We start from the raw sequence: 23,529 nt of genomic DNA, 5'->3' as shown, positions 1-23,529 counted from the left end.
CGCGAAGCCTGTCGTCCTCACATCCTGATCGGCGGGATCAGGTTTTAACCGGAAGGGTTAATCACCCGTAAAAGTGTGCGGATCGGCTCTGAACGAGAGCCTGATTCTGCGCCCCGTGCCCCTCCGGTACGGGTTGATCCCGGTAGGCCGGCAGCCAATATGTGTGCAGTATCTCTGACCCTCGACTTCGGACAGGCCTTCGCCCGTGACCTCTCAAAACGCTTCCTCTTTGCATCTCCCCTTGTCCTCCGGCGCGGCACAGGCCGAACTCGGCGCCTTGCCCGAATGGAACCTGTCTCACCTCTATCCCGGCATGGACAGCGAGGAGTTCAAGCGCGATCTCGCCAGGGCCGAAGCCGAGTGCAAGTCCTTCGCCGTGGCTTATCGCGGCAAGCTCGATGCCCTGGCACGGGGCGAGCGTGCCTCGGAGGTGCTGAGCGAGGTCGTCAAGCGCTACGAGGCCCTGGAGGACCTGCTCGGGCGCCTCATGTCCTATGCGGGTCTGGTCTATTCCGGCGACACCACCGACCCGGTGCGGGCCAAGTTCTACGGCGACACCCAGGAGCGCCTCACCGCCGCCTCGACCGAATTGCTGTTCTTCGGACTCGAGCTTAACCGTATCGAGGATGCGGTGCTCGACCACGCCATGAGCGACGAGCCGCTCAAGTATTACCGTCCCTGGATCGAGGATCTTCGCAAGGACAAGCCCTTCCAGCTCGACGATCGGATCGAGCAGCTCTTTCACGAGAAATCCGTCACCGGCCGCTCCGCCTGGAACCGCCTGTTCGACGAGACCATCGCGTCCCTGCGGTTCACCGTGCGCGGCGAGGAACTGCCGATCGAGCCGACGCTCAACAAGCTGCAGGATCCCGACGAGAGCGTGCGCAAGGACGCGTCTGACGCGCTGGCCAAGACCTTCAAGGCGAACTTGCGCACCTTCACCCTCATCACCAACACGCTCGCCAAGGACAAGGAGATCTCCGACCGCTGGCGCGGCTTCGAGGACGTGGCCGATTCCCGCCATCTGGCGAACCGGGTCGAGCGCGAGGTGGTGGAGGCCATGGTCTCAGCCGTGCGCGAGGCCTATCCGCGTCTCTCTCACCGCTACTATGCCCTGAAGGCCCGGTGGTTCGGCAAGGACAAGCTCGATCATTGGGACCGCAACGCGCCCCTGCCGAAGGTCGAGCAGCGCACCATCTCGTGGAACGAGGCGAGAGACACGGTGCTGTCGGCCTATTCCGCCTTCTCGCCCCGCATGGCCGACATTGCCCGACGCTTCTTCGATGAGGGCTGGATTGATGCGCCAACCCGTCCCGGCAAGGCGCCCGGTGCCTTCGCGCATCCGACGGTGCCCTCGGCCCATCCCTATGTGCTCCTGAACTACCAGGGCAAGCCGCGGGACGTGATGACGCTCGCCCACGAACTCGGCCACGGTGTTCATCAGGTCATGGCCGGGCCCAACGGCGCGCTGATGGCGCCCACGCCCCTGACGCTCGCCGAGACGGCCTCCGTCTTCGGCGAGATGCTCACCTTCCGCCGCCTCCTCGACCAGACCATGGACCCGGTCCAGCGCAAGGCGATGCTGGCGGCCAAGGTCGAGGACATGATCAACACCGTTGTGCGCCAGATCGCGTTCTATTCCTTCGAGCGTAAGGTCCATCTGGAGCGCCGCAACGGCGAGCTGACGGCCGACAAGCTCTGCGAGCTCTGGATGTCGGTGCAGGACGAGAGCTTGGGCCCGGCGATCCGCCTCGGCCCCGGCTACGAGAGCTTCTGGACCTATATCCCGCATTTCATCCACTCGCCCTTCTACGTCTATGCCTATGCCTTCGGCGACTGCCTCGTGAACTCGCTCTACGGCGTCTACGAGCGCTCCAACGAAGGCTTCGTGGACCGCTACTTCGCGCTGCTCTCGGCGGGCGGCACCAAGCATTACTCGGAGCTTCTCGCGCCCTTCGGGCTCGATGCGAGCGACCCTTCCTTCTGGCAGATCGGCTTGTCGATGATCGAGCGGCTGATCGGCGAGCTCGAGGCCATGGAGCAGAGTGCCTGACAACGAACTCCCGATGTCCGGCCAAATCAGCCGCAGGATACTTGCTGTGGCGCAAAGTCGAGGCGGTCTGCATGGGGCAGACCGCCGTTAGCCGCATTTTATGTTGGGGAAGAGCCTGATTCATGGCCGACCATGACAACGAAGCGAACCGCTTCTCCGCGCGCGCTGCCCGCTATGCCAGGGTCGGCGCCAATATGGGCGGAGTGGCGGCCCGCATGGCAGGATCGCGCCTGTTCGGGGGCGATGATCGTGATGCCTCCAATGCGGCCGTGCTGGCGCAGGCCCTTGGCGGCCTGAAAGGCCCGATCATGAAGGTGGCGCAGCTGCTGGCCACCATCCCCGACCTCATCCCGCCGGAATACGCCGCCGAGCTGCAGAAGCTGCAGAGCGAGGCGCCCCCCATGGGCGCAGCCTTCGTGAAGAGGCGGATGCAGGCGGAACTCGGACCGCAATGGCAGAGTCGGTTCGGCTCCTTCGAGCTCAATCCGGCCGCGGCCGCCTCCCTCGGTCAGGTGCATCGGGCGACCACGAAGGACGGCGAGGCGCTCGCCTGCAAGCTCCAGTATCCGGACATGCAATCGGCCGTGGAGGCGGATCTCAAGCAGCTCGAATGGGTTTTCGCCGTCCACCGCCGCATGGATCCGGCCATCGATACGCGGGAGATCGCCAAGGAAATCGGAGAGCGGGTGCGCGAAGAGCTCGATTACGAGCGCGAGGCCAAGCACGCGGCGCTCTATGCCCGGACCCTGTCCGACGTGGAGGAGGTCCGGGTGCCGCGGGTCCATCCGGAGCTGTCCACCAAGAGGCTCTTGTCGCTTCAGTGGCTCGAGGGCGAGAAGATCTTGGGCTTCACGGAAGCGCCGGTCGAGATCCGTAACCGGCTGGCGGTGGCCATGTTCAAGGCTTGGTGGCATCCGTTCAGCCATGCGGCGGTGATCCACGGCGATCCGCATCTCGGCAATTACACGGTCTTCTCCGAGGATGGAGAGGCGAGAGGCATCAACCTCCTCGATTACGGCTGTATCCGCATCTTCCACCCGCGGTTCGTAGGCGGCGTGGTCGATCTCTACCGCGGCCTGCAGACCGATGACCGCGCCCGGATCGTCCATGCTTATGAGACCTGGGGCTTCAAGAGCTTGTCGAACGAGCTGATCGACATCCTCAACATCTGGGCACGATTCATCTACGCTCCGCTCCTCGACGACCGGATCCGCACCGTGGCGGACGGCGTCAAGCCCGGGGAATACGGCCGCCGGCAGGCCTTCGAGGTGCACAAGGCCCTGAAGGAGAAGGGGCCTGTCACGGTGCCGCGCGAGTTCGTGTTCATGGACCGGGCCGCTGTGGGCCTGGGAGCCGTCTTCCTGCACCTGAAGGCCGAGCTGAACTACCACCACCTGTTCGAGAACGAAATCGCGCGGTTCTCCCTGGAAAAGCTGGAGCAGAGACAGGAAGACGTCCTGGCAGCTTCCGGTTTACCAAATCCTGTGTAATGAGGTTGCATCTTTTGCCGCTAGGCCTTAGGGCATGACGGTGGGTAAGGGGCAGCCGATGAAGATCGCTTTCGTTCACCAGAACTTTCCGGGCCAGTTCCTGCGCCTGGCCGGGTCCTTCGCCGCCGAGGGACATGAGGTCGTGGGCCTCGGGATGGTCAAGCAATGCTCCATTCCGGGCGTGAAGTATTTCTCCTACGAGGCCGTGCCGGGGCCCGAGGATGCGCCCTTCCAGAACCGCTATTCTCCCGTCATTCCACGCCTGCGCCGGGCTTACGGCGTCGCTTACCGAGCCAAGGCGCTGGCCGAGCAGGGCTTCGAGCCGGATGTGGTGGTGGTCAACACGGGCTGGGGCGAGAACCTGTTCCTCAAGGATATCTGGCCGAAAGCCAAACACGTCGCCTATTTCGAGTATTACTACCATGCCAAGGGGCAGGATCTCGACTTCGACCCCGAGTTCCCTGTTACCAACGAGGAGGTGATCTGGCGCCTGCGCCTCAAGAACTCCATGCAGCTCGGTGCCCTGGATGCGGCCGACATGGCCGTGGCGCCGACGCGTTACCAGCGCGATACCTTCCCGGCCTATCTGCATGACCGGCTCGCCATCATCCATGACGGCATCGACACCAAGCGGCTTGTCCCCGATCGCAATGTCCGCATCAGGCTCGGCCAGGACGGGCCCGCGCTCACCCGCGAGAAGCCCGTGGTCACCTATGTGACCCGCAATATCGAACCGATGCGGGGCGCGCACATCGTCTTCAAGAGCCTGCCCTACCTGCTCGACATCGATCCCGAGCTTCGGGTGGTGATCATCGGCGGCAAGGGCACAAGCTATTCCGGCTCCGCGCCGAACGGCCAGTCCTGGTTCGACGTGTTCAAGTCCAAGATCGAGCGGCCCGTGGACTGGTCCCGGGTCCATTTCGTCGGAAACCTGCCCTACGACCAGTTCGTGAAGGTACTGCAGGTCTCCTCGGCCCATGTCTACATGACCTATCCCTTCGTCCTGTCCTGGTCGTCCATCGAATCCATGGCGCTCGAATGCCGGATCGTGGCGTCCGACACGGAGCCGGTGCGCGAGATCATCCAGGATGGAGTCAACGGCCGCCTCTTCCCCTTCTTCGACGAGAAGGCCCTGGCCGAGCGGGTGCGCGAGACCCTGGCCGAGACGGAGAAATCTGCCGCCATGGCCGCGGAGGCCCGCCGAATCGCCGTTTCGAAATACGATTACGAAACCGTGTGCCTGCCCCAGTGGCGCGAGTTCCTGGGGATCCATTAATTCCACTACACATTGATAAAGTTTCCGCCGGGAGCCATTCGAAAGATTGCGGCTCCTCACCGCATGCGTTAAACGCAGCAATTAACACGTGACGCTCAAACAGGGCTTTGAATCATGGCCGATACAAAACATGCGCCGCATGGGGGCTATAGTCCGGATATGGACGGCCGCACTCATGAGGCGACCTACAGCGGATTCATTCAGTTCGCTGAAATCAGCACCGCCGTCGTGATCTGCTTCGTGCTGGCGCTTGCCGTCGGCGGCATCAAGCACGGCTGGCTGACGGCGATCTTCGGCGTCGTCCTCTCCCTGGCCGCAGGCGGACTTGGGGCCATGGCTCCGTCCATCGGGGTGCGGGCTCCCGCGGCCGTCGGCGTTCTTCTTCTCCTGGCGCTCGTCTTCTACTGAGCAGCGGGAGTTTCCATCAGACACGAGACAAGAGCTTGATCTCAAGCCGTTGACCAGATCGCAGGGGGGCTAAAATGCGGATTGCCGTTCTCTCCGAAACCGATGGAGCGGAGACCCGTGTTTCCGCCACCCCTGAGACGGTCAAGAAATACAAAACCCTCGGTGCCGACGTGGTCGTCCAGGCCGGCGCCGGCGCCAAGGCCGGCATACCCGACGCCGAGTTCGAGGCCGCAGGCGCTTCGGTGACGGCGAATGCCCCCGATGCCCTCAAGGATGCCGACGTTATCCTGAAGGTGCGCCGTCCGGCCGAGGGCGAGTTGTCCGGCGCCAAGCCCGGCGCCCTCGTGATCGCCATCATGGACCCCTACGGCCAGGACGCTGCCCTCAAGGCCCTGGCGGACGCCAAGGTCGCGGCCTTCTCCATGGAGCTGATGCCCCGCATCACCCGTGCTCAGGTGATGGACGTCCTCTCCTCTCAGGCCAACCTCGCCGGTTATCGTGCCGTCGTCGACGCCACCGCCGAGTATGGCCGCGCGATCCCGATGATGATGACCGCCGCCGGTACCGTGCCGGCAGCCCGCATCTTCGTCATGGGCGCGGGCGTTGCCGGCCTCCAAGCCGTCGCCACGGCCCGCCGCCTCGGCGCCGTGGTCACCGCCACGGACGTGCGCCCCGCCGCCAAGGAGCAGGTCGAGAGCCTCGGCGCCAAGTTCATCGCCGTGGAGGATGAAGAATTCAAGCAGGCCGAGACCGCCGGCGGCTACGCCAAGGAGATGTCGGCCGAGTACCGGGCCAAGCAGGCGGAACTGGTCGCCTCCCATATCGCCAAGCAGGACATCGTGATCACCACGGCCCTGATCCCAGGCCGCCCGGCTCCCCGGCTCATCACCCGCGCCATGGTTGAATCCATGAAGCCGGGCTCGGTGATCGTGGACTTGGCGGTGGAGCGCGGCGGCAATGTCGAACTGGCCGAGGCCGGGCAGGTGGTCGAGCATAACGGCGTGAAGATCGTGGGCCACCTCAACGTGCCCGGACGGCTCGCCGCCACGGCCTCCAGCCTCTACGCGAAGAACCTCTACGCCTTCGTCGAGACGCTGGTGAACAAGGACACCAAGGAACTGGCCGTGAAATGGGACGACGAGCTGGTCAAGGCCACCTGCCTGACCCGCGACGGCGCCATCGTTCACACCGCTTTCCAGCCGTCTGCTTAAATCGTCCAGGGGAGGACACCATGGCACTCACGCCCGAACAGGCTGTCGAGCAGGCCCGAGCGGCGGCCGAGGTCGCCCGCCGCGCCGCAGAAGCCGCCCAGAGCATCGCCGATCAGCTGGCCGATACGGCAGGCCAGGCCGCAGCAGTCGTCACCCACGGGGCCGTAGACCCGACAGTGTTTCGCCTAGCCATCTTCGTGCTGGCGATCTTCGTCGGCTACTACGTGGTCTGGCAGGTGACGCCGGCCCTGCACACGCCGCTCATGTCGGTCACCAACGCCATCTCGTCCGTGATCGTGGTGGGTGCCGTCCTGGCGGTGGGCGTCAACGTGGCTCCCAGCCTCGGCGAGGGGCCGATCTGGGCCAGGGCTCTGGGCTTCATCGGCCTGATCCTGGCGGCTATCAACATCTTCGGCGGCTTCCTGGTGACCCAGCGCATGCTCGCCATGTATCGCAAGAAGGGGTGAGGCGATGTCGGCCAATCTAGCCTCGATCCTCTACCTCGTCTCGGGCGTCCTGTTCATCCTGGCCCTGCGGGGTCTGTCGCACCCCACCACCTCCCGGCAGGGCAACCTCTACGGCATGGTGGGCATGGGGATCGCCATCCTCACCACCCTGTTCGTGTCGCCCCCGAGCGGCTTCGGCGGCTGGGCACTGGTGATCTTAGGATTGGCCATCGGCGGCGGCATCGGCGCGGTGATCGCCCGGCGCGTGCCCATGACGGCGATGCCGCAGCTCGTCGCCGCCTTCCACTCCCTGGTCGGTCTGGCGGCGGTGCTGGTGGCGGCAGGCGCCCTCTATGCCCCCCAGGCCTTCGGCATCGGCACGGTCGGCACCATCCACGGCGGCTCGCTGTTCGAGATGGCTCTGGGCGTGGCCATCGGCGCCATCACCTTCACGGGCTCCGTGATCGCGTTTCTGAAGCTTGACGGGCGCATGTCCGGCAAGCCGATCATGCTGCCGAGCCGACATCTCATCAATATCGGCCTCGGTCTATTGCTGCTGGTGCTGCTCGTGGCCTTCATCCGAACCGAGAGCCACGCAGCCTTCTGGCTGATCGTGCTGGTCTCCTTCGTGCTCGGCGTCACGCTCATTATCCCCATCGGCGGCGCCGACATGCCGGTGGTGGTGTCGATGCTCAACTCCTATTCGGGCTGGGCGGCTGCAGGCATCGGCTTCACCCTGGGCAACCTCGCGCTCATCATCACCGGCGCGCTGGTGGGCTCCTCGGGCGCGATTCTGTCCTACATCATGTGCAAGGGCATGAACCGCTCCTTCATCTCGGTGATCCTCGGCGGCTTCGGTGGCGAGACCGCGGGGGCTGCCGCCGGTGCGGTCGAGTCCCGGCCCGTGAAGCAGGGCTCGGCGGACGACGCGGCCTTCATCATGAAGAACGCCTCCAAGGTCATCATCGTGCCGGGCTACGGCATGGCGGTAGCCCAGGCGCAGCACGCGTTGCGCGAAATGGCGGACGAGCTCAAGGCCGAGGGCGTCGAGGTGAAGTACGCCATCCACCCGGTCGCGGGCCGCATGCCGGGCCACATGAACGTCCTGCTCGCCGAAGCCAACGTTCCCTACGACGAGGTATTCGAGCTCGAGGACATCAATGGCGAGTTCGCCCAGGCCGACGTGGCCTTCGTGATCGGCGCCAACGACGTGACCAACCCGGCCGCCAAGACCGATCCGGCCTCGCCGATCTTCGGCATGCCGATCCTCGACGTGGAGCGCGCCAAGACGGTGCTCTTCATCAAACGCGGCATGGGCTCCGGCTATGCGGGCGTGGAGAACGAGCTGTTCTTCCGCGACAACACCATGATGCTCTTCGGCGACGCCAAGAAGGTGGTCGACGATATTCTCAAAAACATCTGATCGCTCGATCAGAGAAGTGCTTCATGCCCGGCCTCGTGCCGGGCATTTTGTTTTGGCCGCTCCTTCGTCATCCCCGGACCTGTTCCGGGGATCCACGTCTTTGCACGGCGTAAGTCGTGGATGGCCGGGACAAGCCCGGCCATGACGCTCAGACGGGGAGCGATGACGACAGATGAGAAATCTGCTTTAACCCGGTCCCTGTCGCGTCAGCCGGATTCTCCCATGCCTTCCATCAAACTTCGCACCGCTCTTCCTGCCGACAGGAGCACCGTCGTCGAGCTGATCCACCAGCTCAACGTCTTCGAGGCCGATCTCGTCGGCGACCGGCGTCGCGACTATAGGGCGGCCGAGGAGTACTACGACGAGCTGATGCAGCGCCTGTCGCGGCGCAACGGCCGCGTCATCCTGGCAGAGGCCGAGGGGGGCATCGTCGCCGCGATGGGCTTCTCGCTCGATCAGGATGCGGCTTATGTGATCGACGATGTCCGCAACCACGGCACCGTGACGGACCTGATCGTGCACAACCACTGGCGCGGACGCGGCATCGGCCAGATGCTGCTGAACGAGGCCGAGCGCCTGACGAAAGAAGCCGGGCACAAGCGCCTCGTCATCGGGGCCCTCGTGGCCAACGAGCGGGCCGAGCGCACCTACCGGGCGTTCGGCTTCAAGCCTTATGTGTCGATCCTGTCGAAGGAGTTGTGAGACGTTCTTAAATCAGCTTACTATTATATCGATGCAGATATGGTGAGCTTTTGTGACGTCTCCAACAGTGAAATTGCGGTGGGGCCTAGTGGTTGCTACCGCTATTGCCGCCACGAATGCAGGGGCGCAGACCGGAGCCTACGATCCAAATTTATACATAACTGATAGTGACATCCGGACCCTTCAGAGGAATATCAATACAGTTATCGAGCCGCATCAAGCTCCTGTTTCCATCGCCGAGGCGCGGCGCATAGTGATTTCATCAGTGTTATCTGCGCTGGCAGAAAAATGTAATCTTTCATGGGATACTCAAATCTATCTCCCGATGATGACCTACTTTCGCCATTCGAAGAAATATGATCGGCGTCTAATGACCTTATTGGGCATGATGCATGGTGTTAAGCAGGGCTACACCCTTGCAGAGTTACCTGCTGGACCATGCCCGCCGCAGATCCGCGATCAAATATCACGGGCAATGTCTAAGCAAAATTGATGGTCAGCTTCGGCCAGCGAGCGGGCCAATCTTTTGCCCTGACCCTCTCGCGATAGACATCGATCTTGTGCCCGAAGACCGGGGTCGGTCGTACGATCAGGTTGAGGAGGTCGTCGACCCCGTAGGGCGTCATCACCTCAACCCTGCCTTTCACCGCGCGGGCCGCAATCGCGGTCGCCGTTTCGGCCCAATGGGCCACGGCGTCGAATGTGTTGCGGTAGGGCGCATCTCCGTTGCGCAGGTGCATGCGCGCTTGGTTCTTCACGGACCAGGGGATACCCGGTGCCAGGATACGGAGTCGGCGCTCGATTTCGGCCTCCCGCTCCTTGCTGGTGTCCTTGGGCTCGAAGAAGAGCACGTCCACATCGGCCAGACGCGCCACGTCGATGGTGCGCCCGTGCAGTATATCCCAGACGGCGTTGCGGATGAACCCTGCGCCGATCCAGGCGTCGGGAAGCCGGATGCTCTCCACATGCAAAAGTAGCGCATGCGAGGCTGCATGCGCTTCGAGAAGCCGTTCGATGTCGGCGATCGTCCGCAGGGGAGGGGCGGGGGTCATGCCGCCGCGCCCTCCACGGCTTTACGAGCGGAACAGGCCGGCGACGCCGCCCTGCAGGCGGGACGAGCCCTGGCGGGCGACGGTGTTACCGTTGTCGATGGTCAGCGCCCGCGAATAGCTCTCGAGCGCCTGGCTCTTGTCGCCCTTGCGCTCCATGGCCACGCCGCGCCACGCCCAGGAATTGGCATCCTTGGCATCGACGTTGAGGGCCGCGTTGAAGTCCTCGATGGCCTTGTCGTACTGGTTCGTCGCCACGAAGCTCTGGCCGCGGGCAGCATAAGGCGCGCCCACGAAGGGGTTGCGATCAATGGTGGCGTCGAAGTCGAGGATCGCCTGCTGGTGCATGCCCTGGCGCTGGTAGAGAAGGCCGCGGGAATGCAGCGCCTCGGCCGATTCGGGCAGGAGGCGGGTGGCCATGTTCAGGTCGCTGAGGGCTTCCTGGAACTGGTTCTGGGCCCGATAGAGGTTGGCGCGGCCGATATAGGCCGGGCCGTAATTCGGATCGGCCTGGATCGCCCGGGTGAAGTCGGCGAGCGCCTGATCGTTGCGGTTCGTCTGACGCAGGGCAAGGGCCCGGTTGGTATAGGCCGGCGCGTAGTTCGGATCGAGCTGCACGGCCTTGGTGAAATCCGTCATCGCGCTGCTGTAATTGCCCACGCGGGCGTAGGCCGCGCCACGGGTGTTGTAGGCGCTCGGATCGTTCGGGTTGCGCTGAATTACGTCCGACAGGGACGAGATGTTGACCGTGCTCGTACCCTGGGTGTCTTCCTCCACCACGGCGATGCGCTGGGCAGGGCCGCTGCTCGTCGTGCCGCAGGCGGAGAGGCCGAGGGCGACAAGGGTCAGGGTCAGGGGGGCAAAACGGCGGATCGATGGGGCGAACACGTTCGTCTCCAGCTTCTTAACTCAGTACCAGGAGGGGGCACTCTGGCGGGAAAACCTTAACAGCCGTGAAACAAGGCATCAAAAAGGCATGTCAGGGGAGAATTCGCCCCTTGAGCGGTGCATCGCGTCGCAGGAAGCAAGGCTCAGATATGCAAACAGCGCCCCGCTTGACGCGAAGGCGCTGGTTCACAACCGATAGGCCAAGCCCCGAAGGGCCTGAAAAGCTTAGCGGGTCGGGCGGGGCTTCGAAGGCAGAAGGCCTTCGCGCTGCATGCGCTTGCGGATCAGCTTGCGGGCGCGGCGAACGGCCTCAGCCTTCTCGCGGGCCTTCTTCTCAGACGGCTTCTCGTAGTGACCACGAAGCTTCATCTCGCGGAAGATGCCCTCACGCTGCATCTTCTTCTTGAGAGCGCGGAGCGCCTGATCGACGTTGTTATCCCGGACAAGAACCTGCACGCGAATTCCTCGTATTTGGACCGTTTCGATTGTGATAAAAAACAAAGGAGGCGCGTCAGGCGCACCTCTATCTGGCCGGCGTCAGTATCAGAAGAAGCCTTGCCTGTCCAGGGTTGCCCCTCAAGAAAAGCGCCGGACAAGAGAAACAACGGGCAGCCCTGAAAAGGGTTCAATCGCGCTCCGAATAAACCCGGGTCACATGCCCCATCTTGCGGCCGGCCCGCGCCTCGGACTTGCCGTAGAGGTGCAGATGCGCTCCCGGCTCGGCCAGGATGTCTTCCCAGGCATCCGCATCGTGCCCGATCAGGTTCTTCATCTCGACCCGCCCGAGGCGGGCAGTGTCGCCCAAGGGCCAGCCGCAAACGGCGCGCACATGCTGCTCGAACTGCGACGTCACGGCGCCTCCCAGGGTCCAATGGCCCGAATTGTGCACCCGCGGGGCGATCTCGTTGACCACGAGGCGCTCGCGCCCGCCTTCCGTGACCAGGAACATCTCGACCGCCAGCACGCCCACATAGTCCAGGGCCTCGGCGATCGAGCGGGCGATGCGGACGGCCTGTTCCTCAGTCTCCCGCGAGACGCCCGCCGGAACCCGCGTGGTGTCGAGGATGTGGTGGCTGTGCTCGTTGGCGCAGAGATCGTAGGCCGCGAACGCCCCGGAGGCGGTGCGGGCGGCCACCACGGAGACCTCCCGCTCGAAGGGCACGAGGCCCTCGACGATGGAGGAGGCGCGGCCGACCTCCGCCCAGGCGGCGGCAGGATCGGTCTCTGGCCGGATCATCACCTGCCCCTTGCCGTCATAGCCGAAGCGCCGGGTCTTGAGCACGGCGGGGCGGCCGATGCGCTCCAGCGCCTCGTCGAGCTCGGCCTCGTCCGAGAACGCCGCGAAGGGGGCAACGTCGATGCCCAGCCCCGCGATGAAGCTCTTCTCCAGGAACCGGTCCTGCGACACGGCCAGGGCCTGGGCGTTGGGGGCCAGCAGAGTGTGGGCGCTCAAGGTCGCGGCGGTCTCGCTCGGCACGTTCTCGAATTCGTACGTGACCACGTCCACGGCCTTGGCGAAGCGCACCAGATTTGCTTCGTCCTCATAGGGCGCGATGGTGCACTCGGCCGCCACCTCGAAGGCGGGGCTGTTGTCGTCCGGGGCATAGACATGGGTTCTCAGTCCCAGCTGCGCCGCCGCCATGGCGATCATGCGGCCGAGCTGGCCGCCGCCGAGAATGCCGAGGGTGCAGCCGGGGCGGATCATGCGCGTGTCAGCTTTCATCGGAAGGGCGCTCGGCGACGCTGTCGCTCTGGCGTGCGCGCCATGCGTCGAGCCGTTCGGCGAGTGCCGGATCATGGAGGGCGAGCACGGCCGCGGCGAGGAGAGCCGCATTGACGGCGCCGGCCCGGCCGATGGCGAGCGTTCCGACCGGGATGCCGGCCGGCATCTGCACGATAGACAGCAGGCTGTCCTGTCCCGAAAGAGCCTTGGACTCCACCGGTACGCCGAAGACGGGCAGGGGCGTCATGGCGGCGGTCATGCCCGGAAGGTGCGCCGCCCCTCCGGCGCCCGCGATGATCACCTGAAAGCCATCGGCCTTGGCCTTCTTGGCGAAAGCATAGAGCCGGTCCGGGGTGCGGTGGGCGGAGACGATGCGGGCGTCGTAAGCGATGCCCAGTGCCTCAAGGGTCTCGGCTGCATGGCGCATGGTGGCCCAGTCGGACTGGCTGCCCATGATGATGGCAATGGGGGTTCCCGCCATGGCGTGGCTCCGGCTTCAGGGCCTTCAAGATCCAGCCCGAATAGCGAAGGCTCCCCCGGCAGGCAAGGGAGATACGGATCTACGGACCAGAATTCTCAGGCGATGATGTCGGGCGTGAGCTGGTCTTCGAGGCGGATGATCTGGTCCTTGAGGGCGAGCTTGCGCTTCTTCAGGCGCTGGACCTGCAGCTGGTCGCCGGCGACCATGCTCTCCAGGGCATCGATGGCCATGTCGAGATCGCGGTGTTCCTGCTTGAGGCGGGCCAATTCCGCTTCGAGTTCAGCCAATTCGGTCATTCAAATTACCTAAGATGCCAAGCCGCTTTCGGCGACAGGCCAAGAGGGGCGGAAGTATGCTCTCAGGGTCTGTGGAGAGCAAGGTCGCTGGAGCATCTTCTACTCTCGATTCTGCAAATTTTGCCTTCGACTCGCCACACTCGGGCGTCCACAATGCATGCGTCAGTCAACACAATAGGAGGAACTGACATGCCACTGCAGAATCACCTGTCGGAACTGGAACGCAAGCATCGGGCTCTCGAGCGCGAGATCCAGGACACCCTCAACAGACCCTCGGCAGATGATATGAGATTGGCAGAACTCAAGCGAAGGAAGCTTCAGCTCAAGGACGAGATCGCCCGGCTTAGAAGCTCCGAATCGGCGGTGCACTAGCCGTCCAATCCTCAATTTCCCACCCCAAGAAGCCGTCGCTTCCCTCAAAGAGCGGCGGCTTTTTCTTGGCCGCTTCAGAGAAGCGCAACCGCTCCGTCATAGACGAGCTTGGCCCCTACGAAGACCAGCAGCACGTAGACGGCCGTATAGAAGAGCTGACCGGAGACGCGCCGCACCAGAAGCACCCCGGCCCAGGTGGAGGCGATCGCCACGGGAAAAAGGGCTCCGGCCGTTGCCATGTTCTCCGCCGTCATCTGGCCCAGCGCCAGGTAGGGCGGCACCTTGATCCAGTTGATCAGCGCGAACACGACCGCGCCCGTGCCGACGAAGACGTCGCGGGGCAGGCGCTGCGGCATCACATAGATCTGGAAGGGAGGCCCGCCCGCATGGGCGATCATGCTGGTGAACCCCGTTACCCAGCCCCAGAACATCCCGCGGGGCAGGTCGGCCGGAATTGCTTTCGGCTCCCGTCCTCCGCGCTCCAGCACCAGCCGGCGGATGGCGAAGGCGATGGAAATCAGCCCGACCGCGAGCTTGATCGCCGCATCCGACACCTGAGCGGCCAGCAGATAGCCGGTGAGAATGCCCGACGTGGCGCCGACTACCAGAATCACGACGTTGCGCTTGTCCCAGGTGTACCGGTAGGCCCAGACCGAGACCACGTCCTGCACGATCAGGATCGGCAGGGTGATGGCCGCCGCCTGCACGGGCGAGACCACGAGCGCCATGAGCGGCAGGGAGAGCATCCCGAGCCCCGAGAAGCCGCCTTTGGCGAGGCCGAGGAGCGTCACGGCCGGAATGGCCGCAGCATAGAAGAGAGGATCGGTAATCACACGGGAACTCGCCGAAAGTCGGATCGCCGAAAGTCTCCGCTGACCACGACGCCCCTGCCTGCTACCACAGCAGCCGCTTGAAGTCTCATGCAGTGAACGCAACGGGGAAACGCCATGTCATCGACCCAAAGCCGCTATCATGAGGTCTATGCCCGCTGGAAAGCCGATCCGGAAGGATTCTGGGCTGAGGCCGCGCGGGAGATCGACTGGATCAAGCCCGCCGACAAGGTCTTCGACGCCGCTGCCGGCGCCTACGGCACGTGGTTTGCCGGGGCGGTCTGCAACACCTGCTACAACGCCGTCGACCGGCATGCGGCCACCCGCGGCGACCAGGCGGCGATCATCTACGACAGCCCGGTCACGAACTCCAAGCGCAGCATCTCCTATGCCGAGCTGCGGGATGAGGTGGCGACGCTTGCCGCCGTGCTGCAGGACATGGGCGTCCAAAAGGGCGATCGCGTCGTCATCTACATGCCGATGATCCCGGAGGCGGCGTTTGCCATGCTGGCCTGCGCCCGCATCGGGGCCATTCACTCGGTGGTGTTCGGCGGCTTTGCCGCGAAGGAGCTCGCCACCCGCATCGACGACGCCAAGCCGAAGGCGATCCTCTCCGCCTCCTGCGGCATCGAGGGCGCCCGCACGATCCCCTACAAGCCGCTCCTGGACGAGGCGATCACGCTCTCGACCTCGAAGCCAGATGCCTGCCTCGTCTACCAGCGGCCACAATGCGAGGCGTCCCTCATCAAGGGCCGTGACCTGGACTGGCAGAAGACGGTCGCAGGCGCCCGCCAGGCCGGAAAGCAGGCCGAATGCGTGCCGGTGGCCTCCACCGATCCGCTTTACGTGCTTTACACCTCGGGCACGACCGGCAAGCCGAAGGGGGTCGTGCGCGACAACGGCGGCTACATGGTGGCACTCAAATGGTCCATGGGGAACTTCTTCGGCGTCGAGCCGGGCGAGGTGTTCTGGGCCGCCTCCGACGTGGGCTGGGTCGTCGGCCATTCCTACATCGTCTACGCTCCGCTGCTCCAGGGCTGCACGGCGATCCTCTACGAGGGCAAGCCCGTGGGCACGCCCGATGCCGGGGCCTATTGGCGGGTGATCGCCGACCACGGGGTCGTGACCCTGTTCACGGCGCCGACCGCCTTCCGGGCGATCAAGAAGGAGGACCCGAACGCGGATCTCCTGAAGCAATACGACCTTGCGGCCTTCCGCGCCCTGTTCCTCGCCGGCGAACGGGCCGATCCCGATACGGTGAAATGGGCCGAGGACATCCTGAAGGTTCCGGTCATCGATCATTGGTGGCAGACGGAGACCGGCTGGCCGGTGGTCGGCAACCCGCTGGGGCTCGGGGCGCTGCCGGTCAAGCACGGTTCGCCCACGGTGCCGCTGCCGGGCTACACGGTGCAGGTGCTCGACGAAGGCGGCAAGCAGGTCCCGCCCAGCACCATGGGGGCCATCGTCATCAAGCTGCCGCTGCCGCCCGGCGCCCTGCCCACCCTCTGGCAGGCGGAGGAGCGGTTCAGGGACGCCTATCTCTCCGTCTATCCCGGCTACTACAACACCTCGGATGCCGGCTATATCGACGAGGACGGCTATGTCTGGGTCATGGGCCGCACGGACGACATCATCAATGTGGCGGGCCACCGCCTCTCGACCGGCGGCATGGAGGAGGTCCTGGCCTCCCATCCGGCGGTTGCCGAATGCGCCGTCATCGGTGTGAAGGACGCTCTCAAGGGCGAGGTCCCCTGCGGCTTCGTGGTGCTGAAATCCGGCGTGCAGAAGACCCCTGAGGAGATCGAGAAGGATCTCATCGGTCTCGTGCGCGAGAAGATCGGGCCCGTGGCGGCCTTCAAGATCGCCATCACCGTGCCGCGGCTGCCCAAGACACGCTCCGGCAAGATCCTGCGCGGCACCATGAAGAAGATCGCCGACGGCGATCCCTGGACCACGCCCGCCACCATCGACGATCCGATCATCCTCGAGGAGATCGGCGACGTGCTCAAGGCGAGGGGGCTGGCGGGGTAGGACCGGCGTCCGGGATGACCGCTTGGCAGAAACGAAAAAAAGGCCCGGATCGCTCCGGGCCTTTTTCGTAAACCTTACTCTTCGTCTTCGTCGTCGCGCTTGAGCGTCTTGAGCTTGGCGAAGACAGAGTTGACGTCGATCTCTTCCTCCTGGGCCGGCTTCGGGCGGCTCATGTCGGCAAAGGGATCGACCCGCTCGGGAGCCGTGGAGACTTCCGCCGGCATCAGGGTGCCGCCATGATCCTGGGCTTCCACCTGCGGACGGTCCTTGGCGGCGCGCTGCACCTCGAAGTCCAGGTCGATCTGCGAGCACAGGCCCAGGGTCACCGGGTCCATGGGGGAAAGGCTCGCCGAGTTCCAGTGGGTGCGCTCGCGGACCTGCTGGATCGTGGTCTTGGTGGTGCCCACCAGCCGCATGATCTGCGCATCCTTGAGCTCAGGATGGTTGCGCACCAGCCAGAGGATGGCGTTGGGACGGTCGTGGCGGCGCGACACCGGGGTGTAGCGCGGGCCCTTCTTGATCTTCTTCTGCTCGGGCAGCTTCACGCGGGATTCGGCAAGCCGCAGGCGATGGTTCGGGTCGCCCTGCGCCTTCTCGATCTCCTCGCGGGTCAGCTGGCCCGTGGTCACCGGGTCGAGGCCCTTGATGCCCGCAGCCACTTCGCCGTCGGCGATGCCCTTCACCTCGAGCGGGTGGAGCTTGCAGAAATCGGCGATCTGGTCGAACGACAGCGATGTATTCTCGACGAGCCAAACGGCTGTCGCCTTCGGCATCAGCGGTCCCTGGGACATGTAAGCGAACCTCCTTCAGGCCGGGCGCCGGATGTTCGGCGCCGCACGGCAAAACTCTCTTGCGCTCCGAACCGGTGTGGACCCGGAGCATCTCGTCTCACGATGTGAGGGAAACGGGATGATTATAGGGATCGTGCCGCCATGTTGCAAATATTTGAGCATCGGACCCGGAAGTTGGTCTCAAAGTTCTCGGTCCGATGCCTCAGAGCGTCAGCACGATCTTTCCGATGTGCTCGCCCCCGTCCATTCGGGCATGGGCCTTGGCGACATCCTCAAAGGCGAAGGTTGAATCCATCACCGGCCGGCAACGCCCCTGGGCGAGGAGCGGCCAGACCTTGTCCTCGAGGGCACGGGCGATCACCGCCTTCTCTGCGGGCGAGCGGGGGCGCAGGGTCGAACCCGTGTGGGTCAGTCGCTTGACCATGAGGCGGCGGAAGTCGACCTCGACCTTGGGGCTCTGGAGAAAGGCGATCTGCACGATCCGTCCGTCCTGGGCGGCTGCCTCGTAGTTGCGCGGGATGTAATTGCCTCCGACCATGTCCAGGATCAGGTCAGCACCGCGGCCGCCGGTGGCCTCCTTCACGGCCGAGACGAAGTCCTGGCTCCGGTAGTTGATCGCCACATCGGCGCCAAGCCGCAGGCAGGCGTCGCATTTGTCTAAGGAGCCGGCCGTGGCGATGACCGTGGCGCCGAAGGCCTTGGCGAGCTGGATCGCCGTCGTGCCGATGCCCGAGGTGCCGCCATGGACCAGGAAGGTCTCGCCGGCCTGCAGGCGGCCCCGGTCGAACACGTTGGTCCAGACGGTGAAATAGGTTTCCGGGATCGCCCCGGCCTCCTCGATGGAGAGGCCCGGAGGAACCGGCAGGGCGTTATGCTCGTGCACGACCGCGTATTCCGCATACCCCCCGCCCGGCACCAGGGCCATGACAGGCTCCCCGATGGAGAAGCGCGCCGCATGGGGGCCGGCCGCTACCACGTCACCGGCGATTTCGAGCCCGAGGATATCCGGCGCTCCGGGCGGCGGTGGATAGCCGCCCTGGCGCTGGATGACGTCGGGGCGGTTCACCCCCGCTGCCTTCACACGCACCAGGATTTCACCGTCTCCAGGCTGAGGGACGGGGCGCTGCACGATCTTGAGGACCTCGGGCCCACCGCTGCCTTCCGCAACGACGGCGCGCATCATGTCTGGAATCTGCCCCATTTTTCCCTCCTTTGGTCAACACTCTCCCGGGATATAGGCCCCGTTGGCAAGGAATGCAGGCAGGATTAACGTCACGATCAACCTTGAAGAGGAGAATGCCATGGCCCTCGATCCTTTCACCGATGAACCGCGGCGCATCGTCAGCGGACATGAAATCGGCCAGGACCTGTCGATGCTCTCCATCGACGAACTCGACGAGCGTGTCGAGATGCTCGAGCGGGAGGTCGCCCGCCTCAAGGAGGCAAGGGCCAAAAAGGAAAGCTCTATGGCTGCCGCGAGCGCCTTCTTCAAGCTTGGTCAAGCCTAGAGGGCTTAACGGTGCATTAACCATTTTCGAGCATGAATGAGGCATCCAGGTCTCTCCCTGGATGCCGAGTGGCTTAAGAGGCCCACTCTGTTTGACGCTTCCCTGTTAGACTTCAGAGCCGCCACGGGCGGCTCAATTTTTTCGTGCATCGGCGTAAAAGCGGATTTGCCCTTTCGGAATCCATCCGACGCATGTTTTCGTTCGCGCATCTTTGTCGCGAAGAACCGGAGCCCGGTTCGCCCGATGCGCCGGCTTAACCTTAAGAAGAGGTTACCGAGGCAAGTTCTCCCGGGCCGCTCTATAATCCCTTCATGAGTTTCAGCCCTCCGCCCCGGCGGGGAACAGGTCTTTGGGAGAGCCGCGTGAACGAGCCCGACGTGATCCAGCTTGGTGTCGATCCTGTCCGGTTCGGACAGAGCTTCGTGGGGTCGGATGCCTTCAGGGCCCTGTTCCAGGAAGGCATGGAGCTGATCGAGGACACAGCCGCCTATCTCGATGGCCCGGGCCGGGAGGAGTCCCGCCATCTGGAGCGCCAGATAAGCCTCGTCTATGCCAGCGAGAGCATGCGGCTCACCACCCGCCTGATGCAGGTCGCCTCCTGGCTCCTGCTGCAGCGGGCGGTGGCCGAAGGGGAGATCTCACCGGATCAGGCTCAGACCGAGAAGAACAGGGTCCGGCTGAACTCGTCGGAGACCACAACCAGTGTCGATGAGTACGAGGCCCTCCCGGAGCGCCTTCGGGAGCTCATGGGGCTTGCGACCCGCCTCCACGCCCGGATCCTCCATCTGGAGCGCCTGATCGCCGAGGCGGGATCTGCTCCCCGCCCGGCAGCGGCCAATCCGATCGCGGCCCAGCTCGGCATGTTGGAAAAGGCGTTTGGGCCGACGGAGTGAGAGTAATCCGCTGACAACGAAAAGCCCCGCCGAAGCGGGGCTTTCTGCATTTAGGGTTGAACCAACCGGCGCGAGGCGCCCGGTTACTTCTTGGCGGCAAGACCGAGGCCCGCGAAACGCGAGTTGAAGCGCGACACACGACCACCGCGGTCGAGCAGCTGCTGCGAACCGCCCGTCCAAGCCGGGTGGGTGCTCGGATCGATGTCGAGGTTGAGGGTGTCACCCTCTTTGCCGTAGGTCGAGCGGGTGGTGTATTCGGTGCCGTTGGTCAGGACCACCTTGATGAAGTGGTAGTCGGGGTGATCGGTTTCTTTGCGCGCCATTGCCATAGTCCTTCTCGCGGCCAGCCAAGTCTGGTCAGCCCGCAATGTGAGATCGAGCCTGAATTGATGAATGCGCGCCTATACCTCACTTAAGGGGTTGAAACAAGCCGGGGCAAAGGTGCTAAACCGTCCCAGAGCACTTTTCGGCAGGGTGGGCTTGGTTCGCTGCCGAAAATTGAGACAGCTCAAGAGAAAAGGGCTGGTTTCATGCCAATGGAAGCAGCTCCGATCCGTGGTTTTCGTCAACGAAGGCTGACATGGCCGAATTGCCCCCTGCCCAATCCCGCTCCAAGGCCGCACTCAGCGCTCTGAAGCCGCTCGTTCCCTACGGCCTCGCTTACAAGGGCAGGATCGCCGCGGCGCTCGCGGCCCTCGTCCTGGCCTCCGCCGCGACCCTCATCGTTCCGATCGCGGTGCGCCGGGTGATCGATTTCGGCTTCTCGGAACAGGGCCGCGACTACATCAATGCCTATTTCGTTCTCCTGATCGGCGTGGTCGGCGTGCTCGCCCTGGCCAGCGCGCTTCGCTATTACTGTGTCATCACCCTCGGCGAGCGGGTGGTGGCGGACCTGCGCTCCGCCGTGTTCCGGCACCTGACCTCTCTCGATCCGGCCTTCTTCGACCAGACCAAGAGCGGCGAGATCGTCTCGCGGCTCACCGCCGACACCACCCAGGTCAAGGCGGCCTTCGGGGTCAGCATCTCGATCGCGCTGCGCAACCTGTTCCTGTTCCTGGGCGCGACGGTGCTCATGATCATCACGAGCCCGAAGCTCTCGGCCCTGGTGCTGCTCGCCATTCCGATCATCGTCCTTCCCCTGGTGTTTTCGGGCCGCGCCGTGCGTCGGCGGTCGCGGGCCGCGCAGGATCGCCTGGCCGATGCCTCGGCCTATGCGGCCGAAGCCGTCGGGGCCGTGCGCACCATGCAGGCCTTCGGCATGGAACGCGCCACCGCGGCCCATTTCGCCGCCGCCGCCGAGGAGGCGTTCGGCGCGGCGCGGCTCTCCACCACCATGCGGGCCTTCCTCACGGGGGCCGGCCTCTTCCTGGTCTCGGCGAGCGTCGTGGCCGTGCTCTGGTACGGCGCCCAGGACGTGCTGGCCGGGACCATGACGGGCGGCAGGCTGTCGCAGTTCGTCCTCTATGCGGTCTTCGCCGCAAGCTCGCTCGGCCAGCTCTCGGAGGTCTACGGCGAACTCGCCCAGGCGGCCGGCGCGGCGGAGCGACTGGGCGAAATCCTGGCCGCTAAGCCCGCCATCGAGGCGCCGCGCAACCCGAAGCTCCTGCCGAACCCGCCTCTGGGCACGGTGGCGTTCAAGGATGTGCATTTCGCCTATCCGACTCGCGCCGAGCAGAGGGCGCTTCATGGCCTGAGCCTGACCGTGAGCTCCGGTGAAAGGGTTGCCATCGTCGGACCTTCGGGCGCCGGCAAGAGCACGATCCTGCAACTGCTCCTGCGCTTCTACGATCCGCAGGGCGGTACGATCTGGGTCGACGGAGTGCCGATCGCCGAGGCCGATCCATCTGCTCTGCGGGCCCGCATGGCCCTCGTGCCGCAGGAGCCGACGATCTTCGCCGCGAGTGTTCTCGACAACATCCGCTACGGGAAGCCCGAAGCCACGGAGGATGACGTGCGCCGCGCCGCTGAGCTCGCCTCTGCCGACGGCTTCATCCGGGCCCTGCCGCAGGGCTATCAGACCCAGATCGGCGAGCGCGGCGTCACGCTCTCCGGCGGCCAGCGTCAGCGCCTCGCCATCGCCCGTGCCATCCTGAAGGACGCGCCGATCCTGCTCCTCGACGAGGCGACCTCGGCGCTGGATGCGGAGAGCGAGCGCAAGGTCCAAGGCGCCCTCGACCGGCTCATGGAGGGCCGCACCACCCTCGTCATCGCCCACCGCCTAGCTACCGTGCGCTCCGCCGACCGGATCCTTGTCATGGATCAGGGCCGGATCGTCGAGGAGGGGACCCACGAGGCGCTGCTCGCCCAGAGCGGCCTCTATGCGCGGCTCGCGCGGCTCCAGTTCACGAACGAGCGGGAGCACAGCGAAGCCGCGGAGTAGCGGGCCCGGTGAAAAGATTTCCTGCCCGAGGTGGCTGACATCGAGCCGCCTGCTCCCATCTGATTGAAGAGTTGCCGCGTACAGGATCAGGTCTTGAGATCAGCCCGGAGGACGGCATGGTCGTCAGCAAGCGGCATCCGCAGGATTCGCCCCGCATCAACATCCATGAGCCATGGGATCTCCAATATTGGTCCGATCGCTGGAACGTCCCGCGCCGGCAGGTCGTCGAGGCGATCCGGCGTGTGGGCGATCAGGTCCAGGACGTGGCACAGGCTTTAGGGAAGCTCTAAGGGTGGGCACTCTCTCAGGCTGAAGAAAGCAATGCCTGAAGGGAAGGTGCGTCTCAGGTCCAAGAAGTCAGTATTGTCTTTAATAAATTTTGGGCATGGAAAGTTCAGATATAAACATTGTCATACGTATGAATACGTAAAGAATTTATTCAGTACCATTTATGATGCTTGATTAATCCCTCATTCACTTATCTGTTCAATGGTCTTCTTGCCTGAATATTGCGTACCAGGGGGGTGCGCGCCCTCCGCGGCGATGCGGGCAGGCTAACGAAAGACGATGCGTTTTCTCAATAATTTGAAGCTTCTCACGAAGCTGGCCATCCCGGTCACCATTTTCATGGCGATTACAGCGGGTCTCATCTTTCTTGCGGATCTCGGCCTGAACCACATGGCACAGGACACGCAGGAACTGGTTGAGCAGGAGGTCGCACGTCAAGTGCTGACGCTCCAGATCAATGCCGAGGTCAATGAAGCTTCGATCCAGGAGAAAAACATCATTCTTTACGAGCCGGGCGACCTGATGAATTCGGCTCTAAAGCAGTTCGATAAGTACAAGGATTCGGCACTCCAGCATGCGGATGAGCTTCTGGCACTCGCCGACACGGCTGAGCGGAAAGCCAACTATACCGAGGTGAAGACGCAGGTTGCGAATTACTTCGGTTTCATGGACAAGAGCATCGAGCGAGCTCGTGTGAACGATGACGCAGGCGCTCTCAAGATTTCCAATGGCGAAGGCCGGGACGCCCGTATCAAGATCCGAGGGCTCCTCACGGAGAGCATCGAGGGGGCCAAGAAATCTCTGGCTCAGGCCGCTGACGATGCGGATGAGCTTGCCTCCAGCACCTCCTGGATGCTGATCTCCTCTGCTGCTCTCGGCATCATTGTGGCTCTCGGCCTCATCGCTGTGATCACGCTTTACGGCATCACACGTCCTCTGGGTGCGATGACCTCGGCGATGGGGCGCTTGGCTGCGGGTGACTTGGACGTG

Annotated in this window: 26 protein-coding genes; 16 read left to right on the top strand and 10 right to left on the bottom strand. The window is 64.1% G+C overall.

Annotation, left to right across the window (positions count from 1 at the left end):
• The first annotated feature begins 229 nt into the window (after positions 1 to 229).
• The 9 genes from FHR70_RS22065 (at position 230) to FHR70_RS22025 (ending at position 9,502) form a co-directional block, all read left to right on the top strand.
• Positions 230 to 2,053 carry a M3 family oligoendopeptidase gene (locus FHR70_RS22065; RefSeq protein ID WP_183454414.1) on the top strand — a complete coding sequence of 608 codons (1,824 nt, stop codon included), beginning with the start codon at positions 230 to 232 and terminating at the stop codon, positions 2,051 to 2,053.
• Positions 2,054 to 2,175: 122 nt separating this feature from the next.
• Positions 2,176 to 3,543, top strand: coding sequence for an ABC1 kinase family protein (locus tag FHR70_RS22060; protein ID WP_183454290.1), 1,368 nt, complete (start codon positions 2,176 to 2,178; stop codon positions 3,541 to 3,543).
• A 58-nt stretch (positions 3,544 to 3,601) separates the two neighbouring features.
• The gene (locus FHR70_RS22055; protein WP_183454288.1) at positions 3,602 to 4,819 is read left to right on the top strand and encodes a glycosyltransferase; all 1,218 of its coding nucleotides are present in this window, start codon (positions 3,602 to 3,604) and stop codon (positions 4,817 to 4,819) included.
• Positions 4,820 to 4,933: 114 nt separating this feature from the next.
• The gene (locus tag FHR70_RS22050; protein ID WP_183454287.1) at positions 4,934 to 5,227 is read left to right on the top strand and encodes an aa3-type cytochrome c oxidase subunit IV; all 294 of its coding nucleotides are present in this window, start codon (positions 4,934 to 4,936) and stop codon (positions 5,225 to 5,227) included.
• 74 nt (positions 5,228 to 5,301) lie between these two features.
• Positions 5,302 to 6,438: a Re/Si-specific NAD(P)(+) transhydrogenase subunit alpha gene (locus FHR70_RS22045; RefSeq protein ID WP_183454285.1), complete on the top strand. Its 1,137-nt coding sequence runs from the start codon at positions 5,302 to 5,304 to the stop codon at positions 6,436 to 6,438.
• Between the two features lie 20 nt (positions 6,439 to 6,458).
• Positions 6,459 to 6,905, top strand: a complete 447-nt coding sequence (locus tag FHR70_RS22040) for a proton-translocating transhydrogenase family protein (protein ID WP_183454283.1) — start codon at positions 6,459 to 6,461, stop codon at positions 6,903 to 6,905.
• A 4-nt stretch (positions 6,906 to 6,909) separates the two neighbouring features.
• The gene (locus FHR70_RS22035; RefSeq protein ID WP_183454281.1) at positions 6,910 to 8,307 is read left to right on the top strand and encodes an NAD(P)(+) transhydrogenase (Re/Si-specific) subunit beta; all 1,398 of its coding nucleotides are present in this window, start codon (positions 6,910 to 6,912) and stop codon (positions 8,305 to 8,307) included.
• A gap of 222 nt (positions 8,308 to 8,529) precedes the next feature.
• A complete protein-coding gene (locus tag FHR70_RS22030) occupies positions 8,530 to 9,009 on the top strand; it encodes a GNAT family N-acetyltransferase (RefSeq protein ID WP_183454279.1) in 480 nt (159 codons plus the stop codon).
• An 88-nt stretch (positions 9,010 to 9,097) separates the two neighbouring features.
• Positions 9,098 to 9,502, top strand: a complete 405-nt coding sequence (locus tag FHR70_RS22025; protein ID WP_183454277.1) for a hypothetical protein — start codon at positions 9,098 to 9,100, stop codon at positions 9,500 to 9,502.
• Here the strand turns inward: FHR70_RS22025 and FHR70_RS22020 are convergent.
• The 6 genes from FHR70_RS22020 to FHR70_RS21995 form a co-directional block, all read right to left on the bottom strand.
• Positions 9,489 to 10,061 (bottom strand): nucleotidyltransferase family protein, encoded by a 573-nt coding sequence (locus FHR70_RS22020; protein WP_210277746.1) that lies wholly within the window; start codon positions 10,059 to 10,061, stop codon positions 9,489 to 9,491. The two genes, FHR70_RS22025 and FHR70_RS22020, sit on opposite strands and share 14 nt — an antisense overlap.
• A 21-nt stretch (positions 10,062 to 10,082) precedes the next feature.
• Positions 10,083 to 10,946, bottom strand: coding sequence for a tetratricopeptide repeat protein (locus FHR70_RS22015; protein WP_183454275.1), 864 nt, complete (start codon positions 10,944 to 10,946; stop codon positions 10,083 to 10,085).
• Positions 10,947 to 11,171: 225 nt separating this feature from the next.
• The gene (gene rpsU, locus FHR70_RS24435; RefSeq protein ID WP_009763401.1) at positions 11,172 to 11,402 is read right to left on the bottom strand and encodes a 30S ribosomal protein S21; all 231 of its coding nucleotides are present in this window, start codon (positions 11,400 to 11,402) and stop codon (positions 11,172 to 11,174) included.
• A 169-nt stretch (positions 11,403 to 11,571) separates the two neighbouring features.
• Positions 11,572 to 12,669: a 5-(carboxyamino)imidazole ribonucleotide synthase gene (locus FHR70_RS22005; protein ID WP_246408434.1), complete on the bottom strand. Its 1,098-nt coding sequence runs from the start codon at positions 12,667 to 12,669 to the stop codon at positions 11,572 to 11,574.
• Positions 12,659 to 13,150, bottom strand: coding sequence for a 5-(carboxyamino)imidazole ribonucleotide mutase (gene purE / locus FHR70_RS22000; RefSeq protein ID WP_183454273.1), 492 nt, complete (start codon positions 13,148 to 13,150; stop codon positions 12,659 to 12,661). Before purE ends, FHR70_RS22005 begins: the two co-directional genes overlap by 11 nt.
• 95 nt (positions 13,151 to 13,245) lie before the next feature.
• Positions 13,246 to 13,446 (bottom strand): YdcH family protein, encoded by a 201-nt coding sequence (locus FHR70_RS21995; protein WP_036361827.1) that lies wholly within the window; start codon positions 13,444 to 13,446, stop codon positions 13,246 to 13,248.
• A 189-nt stretch (positions 13,447 to 13,635) separates the two neighbouring features.
• On the opposite strand from FHR70_RS21995, the gene FHR70_RS21990 reads away from it, so the two are divergent.
• On the top strand, positions 13,636 to 13,818 hold the full coding sequence (locus FHR70_RS21990) for a YdcH family protein (RefSeq protein ID WP_183454271.1): 183 nt from the start codon (positions 13,636 to 13,638) through the stop codon (positions 13,816 to 13,818).
• A gap of 74 nt (positions 13,819 to 13,892) precedes the next feature.
• On the opposite strand, the gene FHR70_RS21985 is transcribed toward FHR70_RS21990, so the two are convergent.
• The gene (locus tag FHR70_RS21985) at positions 13,893 to 14,651 is read right to left on the bottom strand and encodes a TSUP family transporter (protein ID WP_183454269.1); all 759 of its coding nucleotides are present in this window, start codon (positions 14,649 to 14,651) and stop codon (positions 13,893 to 13,895) included.
• Between the two features lie 114 nt (positions 14,652 to 14,765).
• Here FHR70_RS21985 and FHR70_RS21980 point away from each other — a divergent pair, with 114 nt between their 5' ends.
• Positions 14,766 to 16,679: a propionyl-CoA synthetase gene (locus FHR70_RS21980; RefSeq protein ID WP_183454267.1), complete on the top strand. Its 1,914-nt coding sequence runs from the start codon at positions 14,766 to 14,768 to the stop codon at positions 16,677 to 16,679.
• A gap of 74 nt (positions 16,680 to 16,753) precedes the next feature.
• On the opposite strand, the gene FHR70_RS21975 is transcribed toward FHR70_RS21980, so the two are convergent.
• Both FHR70_RS21975 and FHR70_RS21970 read right to left on the bottom strand, forming a co-directional pair.
• Complete coding sequence (locus FHR70_RS21975) at positions 16,754 to 17,470, bottom strand: DUF1013 domain-containing protein (RefSeq protein WP_183454265.1); 717 nt, start codon at positions 17,468 to 17,470, stop codon at positions 16,754 to 16,756.
• Positions 17,471 to 17,672: 202 nt separating this feature from the next.
• Positions 17,673 to 18,671 carry an NAD(P)H-quinone oxidoreductase gene (locus tag FHR70_RS21970; protein WP_183454264.1) on the bottom strand — a complete coding sequence of 333 codons (999 nt, stop codon included), beginning with the start codon at positions 18,669 to 18,671 and terminating at the stop codon, positions 17,673 to 17,675.
• A gap of 100 nt (positions 18,672 to 18,771) precedes the next feature.
• Between FHR70_RS21970 and FHR70_RS21965 the strand changes: the two genes are divergently transcribed.
• On the top strand, positions 18,772 to 18,978 hold the full coding sequence (locus FHR70_RS21965; RefSeq protein WP_183454262.1) for a DUF1192 domain-containing protein: 207 nt from the start codon (positions 18,772 to 18,774) through the stop codon (positions 18,976 to 18,978).
• Between the two features lie 362 nt (positions 18,979 to 19,340).
• On the top strand, positions 19,341 to 19,871 hold the full coding sequence (rcdA, locus tag FHR70_RS21960; protein WP_343058865.1) for a protease adaptor protein RcdA: 531 nt from the start codon (positions 19,341 to 19,343) through the stop codon (positions 19,869 to 19,871).
• 83 nt (positions 19,872 to 19,954) lie between these two features.
• On the opposite strand, the gene rpmE is transcribed toward rcdA, so the two are convergent.
• Positions 19,955 to 20,194 carry a 50S ribosomal protein L31 gene (gene rpmE, locus FHR70_RS21955; protein WP_183454258.1) on the bottom strand — a complete coding sequence of 80 codons (240 nt, stop codon included), beginning with the start codon at positions 20,192 to 20,194 and terminating at the stop codon, positions 19,955 to 19,957.
• Positions 20,195 to 20,451: 257 nt separating this feature from the next.
• Between rpmE and FHR70_RS21950 the strand changes: the two genes are divergently transcribed.
• The 3 genes from FHR70_RS21950 to FHR70_RS21940 form a co-directional block, all read left to right on the top strand.
• Positions 20,452 to 22,251: an ABC transporter transmembrane domain-containing protein gene (locus tag FHR70_RS21950; protein WP_183454256.1), complete on the top strand. Its 1,800-nt coding sequence runs from the start codon at positions 20,452 to 20,454 to the stop codon at positions 22,249 to 22,251.
• 116 nt (positions 22,252 to 22,367) lie between these two features.
• Positions 22,368 to 22,541: a DUF3606 domain-containing protein gene (locus FHR70_RS21945; RefSeq protein WP_183454254.1), complete on the top strand. Its 174-nt coding sequence runs from the start codon at positions 22,368 to 22,370 to the stop codon at positions 22,539 to 22,541.
• A 277-nt stretch (positions 22,542 to 22,818) separates the two neighbouring features.
• On the top strand, positions 22,819 to 23,529 hold a 711-nt coding region (locus FHR70_RS21940; protein ID WP_183454252.1), incomplete at its 3' end, for an MCP four helix bundle domain-containing protein.

The sequence above is a fragment of the Microvirga lupini genome, from assembly GCF_014191055.1.
GTDB classification, from domain to species: domain Bacteria; phylum Pseudomonadota; class Alphaproteobacteria; order Rhizobiales; family Beijerinckiaceae; genus Microvirga; species Microvirga lupini_A.
The sequence above is the reverse complement of the archived record's forward strand: the minus strand, read 5'-3'. Positions and strand labels throughout refer to the sequence as shown.